Source organism: Clostridium sp., assembly GCF_029267215.1.
Classification (GTDB): domain Bacteria; phylum Bacillota; class Clostridia; order Clostridiales; family Clostridiaceae; genus Sarcina.
Genome location: NZ_JARIDH010000081.1, coordinates 23,540 through 36,787 on the forward strand (window position 1 = coordinate 23,540; position 13,248 = coordinate 36,787).

7 protein-coding genes and 1 pseudogene are annotated in these 13,248 nt (G+C 28.5%); all 8 read left to right on the forward strand.

Going from position 1 to position 13,248, the window contains the following annotated elements:
- The first annotated feature begins 6 nt into the window (after positions 1-6).
- Entirely contained in the window at positions 7-5,553 is a 5,547-nt protein-coding gene (locus tag Q1K13_RS12480; protein WP_300351481.1) for an endo-alpha-N-acetylgalactosaminidase family protein, read from the forward strand.
- Between the two features lie 568 nt (positions 5,554-6,121).
- Complete coding sequence (aroF, locus tag Q1K13_RS12485) at positions 6,122-7,135, forward strand: 3-deoxy-7-phosphoheptulonate synthase (RefSeq protein ID WP_300351484.1); 1,014 nt, start codon at positions 6,122-6,124, stop codon at positions 7,133-7,135.
- 129 nt (positions 7,136-7,264) lie between these two features.
- Positions 7,265-8,317, forward strand: coding sequence for a 3-dehydroquinate synthase (gene aroB / locus Q1K13_RS12490; RefSeq protein ID WP_300351487.1), 1,053 nt, complete (start codon positions 7,265-7,267; stop codon positions 8,315-8,317).
- Positions 8,318-8,546: 229 nt separating this feature from the next.
- A pseudogene (aroA, locus tag Q1K13_RS12495) lies at positions 8,547-9,941 on the forward strand (3-phosphoshikimate 1-carboxyvinyltransferase); the annotation flags it as partial.
- A gap of 42 nt (positions 9,942-9,983) precedes the next feature.
- Positions 9,984-11,060: a chorismate synthase gene (gene aroC, locus Q1K13_RS12500; protein ID WP_300351492.1), complete on the forward strand. Its 1,077-nt coding sequence runs from the start codon at positions 9,984-9,986 to the stop codon at positions 11,058-11,060.
- Positions 11,061-11,195: 135 nt separating this feature from the next.
- The gene (locus Q1K13_RS12505; protein WP_300351495.1) at positions 11,196-11,492 is read left to right on the forward strand and encodes a chorismate mutase; all 297 of its coding nucleotides are present in this window, start codon (positions 11,196-11,198) and stop codon (positions 11,490-11,492) included.
- A 257-nt stretch (positions 11,493-11,749) separates the two neighbouring features.
- The gene (aroE, locus tag Q1K13_RS12510; RefSeq protein ID WP_300351498.1) at positions 11,750-12,565 is read left to right on the forward strand and encodes a shikimate dehydrogenase; all 816 of its coding nucleotides are present in this window, start codon (positions 11,750-11,752) and stop codon (positions 12,563-12,565) included.
- A gap of 143 nt (positions 12,566-12,708) precedes the next feature.
- Positions 12,709-13,227, forward strand: a complete 519-nt coding sequence (locus Q1K13_RS12515; RefSeq protein ID WP_300351500.1) for a shikimate kinase — start codon at positions 12,709-12,711, stop codon at positions 13,225-13,227.
- Positions 13,228-13,248: the final 21 nt, after the last annotated feature.

The window sequence follows — 13,248 nt, forward strand, 5'->3', positions numbered from 1 at the left end:
GAAAAAATGAGAAGAAAATCTATGAACAAGAAAATTTCTGCAATAATAGCAGCTTCTTTTATTGGAGGACAATTACCAATTTCAGTACTAGCTACATCTGTTACTGAGGATAGCATTGAAACTAGCAATGAAGAGAGAATTGAAGATAGTGTTGAAAATAGTACTGAAGAAAACTCTGAAACTAATAGTGAGGAAAATTCTGAAAATAATAAATCAGAAGAAGATGATAAAGATTTAGAAGAAAATTTAACTAATAAGGATGAAGATTCAGAGATTTATATTCAAAATTATGATAGACTAGAAGGAATTACTTGGACAAAATTATCAGGTTCAGGAAATACTGAAGTTATTGATGGATTTTTATCAGTTACAAATAATGGTGACTATAGAATTGTTGAAGACCAATCACCAAACATAAAAAATGGTCAATTAGAAAGCAGATTTATAGTTGGAGGGTCTCAAACAGGAATAATATTCAGAGCAAATGAATCAAATTATGGAATGATTAACTATAATTCAGGCAAGGGTTGGGTTATAGAAAATAAAAGTAAGTGGGAAGATATTTCAGGACCAACCTTAAATAAGGGTGATGAGGTAATAGTTAAGGCCACATTTGTAGACAAAAAATTAACTGTTAATGTTTCTGTAAATAATGGAGAATTTGAAACTATATATGATAAAGAATCAGATTTAATTCCTTTACAAGCTGGTAAAGTTGGATATAGAGGTTGGGGTGCTTCTAAAACTACAAAATTTGATTATATTAAATATTCTTCTATTAGTGTAGAAAATGGGCCTATAGTTTCAATAAATGAAGTTAATGTAGAAACTTATCCAAGAGTTAAGCCTAATTTGCCATCAAGTGTTACAGTAAATTATGAAAATGGTATGTCTAGTATTAAAGAAGTTTCTTGGAATTATATACCTAAAGAAAATTATTCAAAACCAGGCACATTTAAGGTAGAAGGAATTGTTGAAGGAACAGATATAAAAGCTGTAGCTAATGTAACCACAAAATCTGATTTATCACATTATGAAATTAATTTTGATACAGAAGAAACAAGGGGAGATTGGCAATTTACAAAAGGTAGTGGCTCTCCTAGTTATGAAAATGGAAAATTAAATTTACCTATGAATGGGATATCTACGGTTGTTGATATGAATTCACCAGATTTAAAGAATTTTACTTATGAAACAGATTTTTCTGTTGATAATGATGAAGGAAGAATAGGATTGTTATTTAGATATGTTTCAGAAAGTGAATGGGCAGCTATATGCTATGATAAAAATTCTTGGGTATGGAAAACTGGTGATGGTAAATATGGTGCATTTCCAGGAACATTTAAAATAGAAAAAGGTAAAAATTATAGAATAAAGCTTAAAGTAGAAGATACTAATATTACTATGTGGATTGATGACGAAAAAATAGGACAGACTTCAGTAGGAAATTTACCAGATGTAAGAGGAAAAATTGGATTAACTGGATGGTATAGTAATAAAAATGTTACTTTAGACAATATTATTGTTGAAGAATTAGGTGAAATAATAGCGCCAGAAACAGGAACATTAGAAGAACAAAGTATAGAGTCAAATTTTATGAAGGTTGTTTTAGACAACAGATTTCCAACTGTTATTAGATATGAGTGGAAAGGAACTGAAGATATTTTATTGGGGGCAGAGGTAGATGATTTACAAGCTCAATATATGGTTGAAATTAACGGTGAAAAAAGAATTCCAAAAGTAACTAGTGAATTTAATAATAATGAAGGAATATATACATTAAATTTTGAAGATATAGGAATGATTATTACGTTAAAAATAACTGTTAATGAAAATAAATTAAGAATGGAAGTTACAGATATTAAAGAAGGTGATGTTAAACTTCAAACTTTAAATTTTCCAAATCATAGTTTAGCCTCAGTAAGCAGTTTGAATAATGGTAAAATAGCATCTGTTTTAACAACTGGTGATTGGAATAATATACAGGAAGAATTTATAGATGTTGCTAAGGAAAGACCTGGAGTTAAGGGGAAAACTTATGCCTTTATAAATGATGATAAGTTTGCTGTTACAATAAATAATAATACTATTGAAGGAGGAAATAGAGTTGTATTAACAACTGAAAATGATGTTCTTCCAGACAATACTAATTATAAAAAAGTTGGAATTTCTAATGGTACTTGGACTTATAAAGAGATACTTCAAGAGGCTACAGAGCAAGGAAGTAAGCTATATCAAGGTGAAAAGCCATGGTCAGAAGTGATTATAGCAAGAGATGAAAATGAAGATGGACAAATAGATTGGCAAGATGGAGCTATTCAGTATAGAAAAAATATGAAAATCCCAGTAGGTGGAGATGAAATAAAAAATCAAATGTCATATATTGATTTTAATATTGGATATACTCAAAATCCATTTTTAAGATCATTAGATACAATTAAAAAACTTTCAAATTATACAGATGGATTTGGACAACTAGTTCTTCATAAAGGATATCAAGCAGAAGGACATGATGACTCTCATCCAGATTATGGTGGACATATTGGTATTAGACAAGGAGGTAAGGAAGATTTTAATACTTTGATAAAACAAGGTAAGGAATATAATGCTAAAATAGGTGTCCATGTAAATGCAACTGAATATACAATGGATGCATTTCAATATCCAACTAAATTAGTTAATGAAAAACATCCAGGATGGGGATGGTTAGATCAAGCTTATTATGTTGATCAAAGAGGAGATATAACTAGTGGTGAATTATTTAGAAGACTTGATATGTTGATGGAAGATGCTCCAGATTTAGGATGGATTTATGTTGATGTTTACACAGGTAATGGATGGAATGCTCATCAATTAGGAGAAAAGATAAATGATTATGGAATTATGATTGCAACTGAAATGAATGGTCCTTTAGAACAGCATGTTCCATGGACTCATTGGGGGGGAGACCCTGCATATCCTAATAAGGGAAATGCAAGCAAAATAATGAGATTTATGAAAAATGATACTCAAGATTCATTCTTAGCAGATTCATTAGTTAAAGGTAATAAACATTTATTATCAGGTGGATGGGGAACTAGACATGATATAGAAGGAGATTATGGAATAGGAGTATTCTATAATCAAGTATTACCTACTAAATATTTGCAACATTTCCCAATAATTAAGATGAGTGAAAATGAAGTATTATTTGAAAATGGTGTTAAGGCTGTTAGAGAAAATTCTAATATAAATTATTATAGAAATGATAGATTGGTTGCTACTACTCCAGAAAATTCAATTGGAGAGACTGGTATAGGGGATACTCAATTATTTTTACCATGGAATCCAGTTGATGAGGCAAACAGTGATAAGATATATCATTGGAATCCACTTGGAACTAATTCAAAATGGACTCTTCCAGAAGGATGGAATTCTAATAAAAAAGTTTATTTATATGAATTATCAGATTTGGGAAGAACTTTGGTCAAGGAAGTAAAAGTTATAAATGGAAAGGTTAATTTAGACGTAAAACAAAACACTCCATATATAATTACTAAGGAAAAAGTTGAAGAGAAGAGGATTAGCGATTGGGGGGATGGATCAGAAATAAAAGATCCAGGATTTGACTCTCAAACTTTTGATAAGTGGAATAAGGAATCTACTGCTGAAAATACAGAGCATATAACTATTGAAAATGAAAATATTGAAAAAAGATTAGGAAATGATGTTCTTAAAATAAGTGGAAATAAAGGTGCTGATGCTAAAATTTCTCAAAATATAAGTGGGTTAAAAGAAGGATTAACTTATTCTGTATCTGCCTGGGTTAAAAATGATAATAATAGAGAGGTTACATTGGGAGTTAATCTTGATGGACAAGATTTTACTAATGTGATAACAAGTGGTGGAAAAGTAAGACAAGGAGAAGGTGTTAAGTATTATGGAGATACTTTTGTTAGAATGGAAGTAGAATTTACTGTACCTAAAGGAGTAAATTCAGCTAATATTTATTTAAAAGCTTCAGAAGGAGAGTCTGACTCAGTTGTATTAGTTGATGATTTTAGAATTTGGGATCATCCAGGACATACTAATAGAGATGGATATGTATTTTATGAAGACTTTGAAAATGTAGATGAAGGTATATCACCATTTTATTTATCTCCAGGAAGAGGAACTTCAAATAGAACTCATTTAGCTGAAAAAGATATATCTATAAATGGAAATCAAAGAATGAACTGGGTACTTGATGGAAGATTTTCATTAAAATCTAATCAACAACCAAATGAAACTGGTGAAATGTTAACCACAGATGTTTCATCATTCAAATTAGAGCCTAATAAAACTTATGAACTTGGATTCTTATATTCATTAGAAAATGAATCTCCAGGATACACTGTTAATATTAAGACTAGAAATGGAGATAAGATTTTAAATATTCCTTTAGAAGCTACTGGTTCAAATTATGAACAAAATATTTTCACTAAAACTAAATCTGTAACTCATGAGTTTTCAACTGGAGAACTTGACGGAGATTATTATATTACTTTAGAAAAAGGTGAGGGATTTAAAGAGGTAATATTAGATAATATCTATGTTAAAGAAATTGATAAGTCAGTTGAATCAGCAGAATTAGCTTATGTAAATTTAAATGTAGTTAAAAATCATTTAGAAGTTGGACAAAGAGTACCATTTTCTATAGAGGCATTGATGAATAATGGTGAAAAGGTTAATTTAGAAGAAGCTGAAATTGAATATGAAATTTCAAACCCAGATGTTTTAAGTATTGAAAATAAAATGATGACTGGAATTTCTGATGGGGTTACAGATGTTAAAGTTAATATTACACTAAATGGAAAGAAAATTTCTTCAAATATAGTTAAAATTGTAGTTGGAAAAGTTTCTTCAAATGAAGGTAGTTCATCACCTTCAGTTATAAATAGTATTCCAGAAATAAATGCTAAAGATGTTGAATTAAAAATTGGAGATAAGTTTGATCCAATGGAAGGGGTAACAGCAGAGGATAAGGAAGATGGAGATATAACAAAAAATATTGAGGTTATAGAAAATAATGTAGATACAGAAAAAGCTGGAGATTATAATGTAGTTTACAAAGTAACAGATAGTAATGGGGCATCAAGCACTAAGAAGATAAATGTTAAAGTGAATGAAAAAGAAACAACTCCTTTAGAAGAGATTAAGGTAACTGGTATAAAGTTAAATAAAAACAATTTAAATCTTAAAAAAGGTGAAAAATATACTTTAAAAGCTGAAATAAGTCCAAAGGATGCAACAAATAAGGAGGTTATATGGATATCAAGTAATCCAAATGTTGTATCAGTTGATGAGAATGGAAATATAGAGGCTAAATCAGTAGGAGAAGCTGAAATAACAGTAACAATTAAAGATGGAGGCTTTAAAGACACATGCAAAGTTATTGTTACTAAGAGTCAGTCACAATCTGGTGTGTTACCTAGCACTGGTTCATTGATAGGAAGAATAGCCATGTCAATAATAGGTGCTATAGTTGCTGGAATAGGTGTGGCGGTTGTTTTTTACAAAAAAAAAGATAATTAAAAAATAGAATATAAATTATAGAAATATTTTGTTATAATTTATTTTGTAGAACTCATTAAATTGAGTTCTATTTTTTTTAAAATTATAAATTTAGCATTTTTAAATTAGTGATAGGGTATAATTTAGATTTTTTAATAATTTTTATAATCTTATGTTATAGTTAAAATAAAATGTTAAAATAAAAGAAAGTCATTATATAAAGATATTATTTTATAACTTATAGTTAAAATAAAAGGGAATGATAGGTAACTAGTTAATTTTTAGAGTTAACTTAATAAGTTTAACTAAATGAAAAGATTATTAGTTATTTTTAGTTTTTACAAATAAAAATAGAATTTAGAAATTTAAATATATAAGTGTAGAATATATAGCATGATAAAATTTATTTTTTTAGATTATTATAGATATGGATAAATAAATTTGAAAGTGGGGTGAAAAACCGTTGTCAATTTAAAAAGAGAAATAATATTATAAAACTTGAAAAGTAAATAAGTTTATTTTACAGAAGATTAGGGAATATAATAAGAATTTAAACAAGATTTATAAAGTTTTGGCAACGGGTTAAATTATGATAGTTGTTTTAAAACCTAAAACCAAGGAAGAGGAGATTATTAGATTGATAAATAAAATAGAGGCACTTGGAGTAGAAGCTAAAAATATCTCAGGAAAAGATACATGTGTAATTGGGTTAGTAGGTGATACTAGTAAAATAGAAACATCTAAGTTAGAAGGAAATAATAATGTAGAAAAAATAATACATGTACAAGAGCCTTTTAAGAAAGCTAATAGATTATTCCATCCAGACAATACAATAGTTGATGTAAGAGGAAATAAGATTGGTGGAAATAAAATTACTTTGATTGCAGGGCCATGCTCTGTTGAGAGTGAGAAGCAGATTACTGAGATTGCTACTGAAGTTAAAAATTTAGGTGCAGGATTTTTAAGAGGAGGGGCATTTAAACCAAGAACTTCTCCCTATAGTTTCCAAGGTTTAGAACTTGAAGGATTAGAATTACTTAAAATTGCAAGAGAAAAAACAGGACTTCCTATTGTTACTGAAATAATGTCAACTAGTATGATAGATAAATTTATTGAGGATGTTGATATTATACAAGTTGGTGCAAGAAATATGCAAAATTTTGATCTTTTAAAAGAGCTTGGTAAAACAAATAAACCAATTCTTTTAAAAAGAGGATTATCAGCAACAATCGAAGAGTTAATAATGTCAGCAGAATACATAATGGCCGGTGGAAATGAGAATATTATTCTTTGTGAAAGAGGAATAAGAACCTTTGAAACATATACTAGAAATACATTAGATTTAAGCGCAATTCCAGTTATTAAAAAACTAAGTCATTTACCAGTAATAGTTGATCCAAGTCATGCAGCAGGAAAAGCATGGATGGTAGAACCTTTGTCAAAAGCTGCCATAGCAGTGGGTGCAGATGGATTAATAATAGAGGTTCACAATGACCCTGCTAATGCTTTATGCGATGGGCAGCAGTCTATTACGCCTGAAAACTATGGAAATCTTTTGAAGGACTTAAAAAATATAGCTAATGCTATTGGTAGAGAATTATAAAATTTTTGAAGATTATTTCTTAGATTTTAGTCATGGGATTAAATGAGTTAAGTCCTTTCTTCTTTTAGGTTGTATTATTTTTAGAAGAAAGGGCTTAAGCTATTTTTAAAAGTTTTGGGAGTGAGAAAAATGAAAGTTTTAAGAGTTAATTTAGATGAGAAAAGTTATGATATAGTTATTCAAAAAGAGTTGAAGGAATATTTTGGAGAATATATAAAAACAGTCTTTCATGGAAAAAAAGTAGCTATAATAACAGATGACAATTTAAATGACATATATGGAAGTTTCATAAAAGAAAATTTAGAAAATGAGGGGCTTTTGGTTAAGATTATTTCTCTAAAACCAGGAGAAAAGAGTAAGTCCTTTGATACATTGCCTAGATTATATAATGAACTTCTAGATTTTAAGTTAACAAGAAGTGATTTAATAGTAGTCTTTGGTGGAGGCGTTGTAGGTGATTTAGGTGGATTTGTTGCATCAACATTTTTAAGGGGAATAGATTTTATACAAATTCCAACCTCATTACTTGCTCAGGTTGATTCAAGTGTTGGAGGAAAGGTCGCAGTTGATTTAGAAAGAGGAAAAAATTTAGTTGGAAGTTTTTATCACCCTAAAATAGTTTTAATAGATCCTAATTTATTAGGCACACTTGGTGAGAAATATTTTAATGATGGCCTTGGAGAAGTAATAAAATATGGATGTATAAAAAGCAAAACTTTGTTTGAAAAGTTAGAAAGTTTTAAAAATAAAGAAGAGCTAAAAGAGAATATAGGAGAAATAATATATGAGTGCTGCAATATAAAAAGAGAAGTTGTTGAAAATGATGAAAAAGATTTAGGAGAAAGAATGGTTCTAAATTTTGGACACACTTTAGGCCATGCCATAGAACAGCTTTATAACTATGAAACTTATTCACATGGGGAAGCAGTTGCTATAGGAATGAATATGATAACAAAAATTTCTGAAAGTAAGGGGCTAACTAAAGAAGGAACTTCAAAAAGAATTGAAAACTTATTAAAAAAATATGGATTAGAAATAGAGGTTAATCTTAAAGACAGAAGCTTATTAGAGAATGCTATTAAATTAGATAAGAAAAACTTAAATGGAGATTTAAAAGTTATATTGCTAAAGGATATAGGAGAAAGCTATATACATAACACAACAATAGACTTTTTTAAGTAAATATGTTTATTAAGATGGTCATAAAGTTTATCTAAAATCAACAATAGTTTAAAATAGAGCCTAAATATATAATTCTAAGTCATGCTTATTAAGATGTGCTTTGGGTTATATATTTAAAATAAAAGATAATTAATAGGTTTAAATAAATATTAAGTTTTTAGTGAATAACTAGGTTTATTTGTAAGGAAAAGATGATTTAGAATAGTAAGTTTTAAGGAGGGATTGTAGGGTGAAAAAGATTAAGATAACTCCTAGTAAAATAGGAGGAGATATTAAAATACCTCCTTCAAAGAGTATGGCACATAGAGCCATTATTTGTGCAGCTTTGAGCAATGGAGAAAGTAGAATTAGAAATATAGATTTTTCAGATGATATTATTGCAACCTTGGAGGGAATGAAAGCTTTAGGGGCAAAGATTAGAGTTGAAAAAGAGGAACTTATTATAAATGGGGAAAATATTTTTAGAGATTCTAAAGAGAAGAAGATTGATTGTAATGAATCAGGTTCTACCTTAAGATTTTTAGTTCCTATTTCTTTAATTAAAAATAACAAGGTTAATTTTATTGGAAGAGGAAATCTAGGTAAAAGACCTTTAAATACTTATTATGATATATTTGATAAACAGGGAATAAAGTATTCTTATAAAGAAGGAATCATGGATTTAAAGATAGATGGAGAATTAAATGGGGGAGAGTTTAAGGTTAAGGGAAATATAAGCTCTCAATTTATAAGTGGATTATTATTTACTCTTCCATTATTAAAAGAGGATTCTAAAATAATTATAACAACTGAAATGGAATCTAAGGGATACATAGATTTAACCTTAAGTATGATGGATAAGTTTGGTGTTAAGGTTTTAAATAATAATTATAAAGAATTTATTATAAAGGGAAATCAAGAATATAAGCCTAGAGATTATAAGGTTGAGGGAGATTATTCTCAAGCAGCTTTTTATTTTTCAGCAGGTGCCTTAGGTAATCCTGTTACATGTTTAGACTTAGATTTAAATTCTTATCAGGGAGATAAGGAATGTATTGAAATTTTAGAGAGAATGGGTTGTGAAGTTTTAATAAATTCTTTTAAGTCAGATAAAGAGGTTTGTGAAAATGAATTTTTAAAAAAAGAAAATATATTATATGGGTGTAGTTATACAATAAATAATGACTTTATAGATGAAAATACTTCATTAGAAAAAGTTAAAAAAGAGATTACTAATTTAAATGAAATAAAAAGAGAAAAAATAAAAATTATAGGAAATAATCTTAAAAGCACAGTTATAGATGCATCTCAATGTCCAGATATAATACCAGTATTAACAGTAGTTGCCGCCTTAAGTTCTGGGGAAACTAGGATTATAAATGGGGAAAGACTTAGAATAAAGGAATGTGATAGATTACATGCTATTAAAACAGAGCTTAATAAATTAGGTGCAAATATAAAAGAACTTAAGGATGGATTAATTATAAATGGAGTTAAAGAATTTCATGGAGGAGAGGTTTATAGTCATAAAGATCATAGGATTGCTATGAGCTTAGCTATTGCTTCAACTAGATGTAATGGAGAGGTTACTATTTATGAACCAGACTGTGTAAAAAAATCATATCCAAGTTTCTGGGAAGATTTTAAGTTTTTAGGTGGTAAGTTTATTTAGAAAGGTGGAAAGATTATGAGTGGAGTATGGGGGAACAAGATAAAATTATCCATATTTGGTGAGTCTCATGGAGAAGGTATTGGTATTGTGGTTGATGGAATAGAACCTGGAATAAGTATCAATATGGAGAATATAGAAAAGGATATGGAGAGAAGGGCACCTGGAAGAAATAATTTATCTACTCAGAGAAAAGAGAAAGATAAGCCAGAGGTTTTAAGTGGAATTTTCAATGGATTTTCAACAGGTGCCCCTATTTCTATGATTATAAGAAATAATGATAATAAATCTAGAGATTATTCTAAGATAAAGGATGTAATAAGACCTGGTCATGCTGATTTCCCAGGGTATGTTAGATATAAAGGGTTTAATGATTATAGAGGAGGGGGACATTTTTCAGGAAGAATTACTGCCCCTTTAGTCTTTGCTGGTGCTTTGGCAAAGGAAATATTAAAGGGGAAAGGAATTTTTGTTGGCTCTCACATTAAACAGGTTGGAAAAGTTAAGGATTCTTCTTTTGATTATCTTAATTTAAATAAAGATGATTTAGAGAATTTATTAAAAAAAGAACTTCCATTAATAGATGATTCAAAAATTGAAGTGGTTAAGGAAGAAATAATTTCACATAAAATGGATGGTGATTCTATTGGAGGAATAGTTGAGTGTGGAGTAGTTGGCTTAAAAGCTGGAATTGGTAATCCATTTTTTGATTCATTAGAGAGTACAATTTCTCACTTAGCTTTTTCTGTGCCTGCAGTTAAAGGAATAGAGTTTGGAAAGGGTTTTGACTTTGCTAATATGAAAGGTTCTGAAGCAAATGATGAATATTATTTAGAAGAGGGAAATATAAAAACATACTCAAACAATAATGGAGGAATAACTGGGGGAATTTCAAATGGAATGCCTCTTATATTTAGAGTTGTTATAAAACCAACTCCATCAATTTTAAAGGAGCAGAGAACTGTTAATATAAATAAAATGGAAAATGAAATATTAAGTGTAAAGGGAAGACATGATCCATGCATAGTTCAAAGAGCATTAGTTGTTATTGAGGCCATCGCAGCACTTTCTATTTTAGAGCTTATAAATTATTAGTATTTAAATTTAAAGTTTTGATTTAAGGAAATATTGATTTTAACTATCTTTTACGACCTGCTTAATTTTGCAGAGAGTTTCTATCTAAAATCAAAACTAGTTTAAAATTTATTAAGTAAGGAAAGAGGTGAATTTGTGAGTGATAAGTTAATTCAGTGTAGAAATAGAATTGATGAAATAGATAAGGAGCTTATGAAACTTTTTGAAGAGAGAATGAAGGTTGTTTTAGATGTTGCTCAGTATAAGAAAGAGAATAACATGCCTATTTTTCATAAGGAGAGAGAAAATCAAGTTATAGAAAAAAATTTAAATAGGATTGAAAATAAAGAATTACTTCCATATGCTGAAGAAATGTTACATATATTGATGGATATAAGTAAAAAGTATCAGCATAATAAGATTAAAATTATGGAAAATACTTTAGATAAATAAAGAATAGATTTAGAAAAAGAAGTTACATAAATTTTTTAATAGTTAAAAGGAAAAGACACTTAGCTAAAAAGCTAAGTGTCTCAAATGAATTTGTGTATTTAATTATATTTAAACAATAAAACTTAAAATAATTATTAATCTTTTGACAGGGGATGTTAAAAGATTAGTTAGGTCAATTAATTTATAAGTTTTGCCTATTAATTAAAACATAGAAATATGAAAAAATTATGGATTTTTATTTTTAGAGGTGTAAAAATATGAAGATTTTTGGGTTAATTGGAGAAAAATTAGGACATAGCATGTCACCTTATATACATAATAAGATTTTTAATCATAATAAAATAAATGGAGTTTATAATTTATTTTCTGTAAGTCAAAAAAATAAAAATAATATAGTTGAAAGTTTAAAAAACTTAGGTATAAGTGGATGTAATGTTACTATTCCATATAAGGAAGTTGTAATGGAACAATTAGATTTTATTTCAGAAGAGGCAAAAAAAATTGGATCAGTAAATACAATATTGCTTAGTGATGGAAAAGCTTATGGATATAATACTGATTATTATGGATTTGGAAAAATGTTAGAGAGAAAAGATGTAAAAACACATGGAAATAGCTTTTTTGTATTAGGAGCAGGGGGAGCTTCTAGAAGTGTTTTAAAATACTTAGAAGATAATGGAGCAAAAAAAATAGTATTAGTATCTAGAGATAAGGAAAAAGCTAAAAGAAGATTTAAAAATTTCAATGTTGATTTTATGGGTTATGATGAATTAAATAGTATTGAAAAAGAATTTGCAATTATTAATACAACACCTTGTGGAATGTATCCTAATGTTGATACAATGGCTATTTCAAGAGAGGTTTTGAAAAAATTTAATGTGGCAATAGACATTGTATATAATCCACTAGAAACAAAGTTTTTAAAGAATGGAAAAGAATTAGGTCTTAAAACTGTTAATGGGTTATTTATGCTTGTTGGGCAAGGAGTAAAGGCCAATGAAATATGGAATGGAATAAAAGTTGAAAAGTCAACAGAGGAAGAAATATATAATGAATTAAAAAAGAGATTTTAATTAATAGCTTTGTTTTAAACAAGTGTTGATTTTAGATAGAATTTTACGCCCCTCTTAATAAGCAGTTTAAATTTTCATTCTCTTAAAATAGAACCTAATTAATAAGATAATATAAAATATATGGAAAATAGGAGTTGTTAGATATGAAGAAAAAAGGTGTGCTTTTAATTGGAATGCCAGGAGCTGGCAAAACAACTGTGGGAAGAATTCTTGCTAAGGCTTTAGGAATGAATTTTGTTGATATAGATGAGTTTATAGAAAAAAGTACAGGAAAAGAGATTAAGGAAATTTTTTCTCAGGGAGAAGAGGGGTTTAGAGATCTTGAAAGTAAGAGTTGTGAGCTTTTATCTGGGTTAAAAAATGTTGTTATATCTTCTGGTGGTGGAGTGGTTAAAAGAGAAGAAAACATTGAATACTTTAATGAATTCATAAAGGTTTTCTTAAATAGACCATTAGATTTAATAATGGAGGATATAAACACAGAAACTAGACCTCTTTTATGGGCTGGAAAAGAGAGACTTACTAATTTGTTTAGAGAGAGAATTGATTTATATAAAAAGTATTGTGATATAGAAGTTATAAATGATGGTTCTATTGAAGAAGTTGTAAAAAATATTGCATATGAAATAAAAATTTTTTCAGAAAAAAATAATAATATGTAATTTAAGAAAGCTATTTAAATG

What these genes read in the sequence shown, in the direction of transcription:
- aroF (WP_300351484.1), top strand. Translation starts at nt 6,122, where the DNA reads ATGATAGTTGTTTTAAAACCTAAAACCAAGGAAGAGGAGATTATTAGA.
- Q1K13_RS12480 (WP_300351481.1), top strand. Translation starts at nt 7, where the DNA reads ATGAGAAGAAAATCTATGAACAAGAAAATTTCTGCAATAATAGCAGCT.
- aroB (WP_300351487.1), top strand. Translation starts at nt 7,265, where the DNA reads ATGAAAGTTTTAAGAGTTAATTTAGATGAGAAAAGTTATGATATAGTT.
- aroC (WP_300351492.1), top strand. Translation starts at nt 9,984, where the DNA reads ATGAGTGGAGTATGGGGGAACAAGATAAAATTATCCATATTTGGTGAG.
- aroE (WP_300351498.1), top strand. Translation starts at nt 11,750, where the DNA reads ATGAAGATTTTTGGGTTAATTGGAGAAAAATTAGGACATAGCATGTCA.
- Q1K13_RS12515 (WP_300351500.1), top strand. Translation starts at nt 12,709, where the DNA reads ATGAAGAAAAAAGGTGTGCTTTTAATTGGAATGCCAGGAGCTGGCAAA.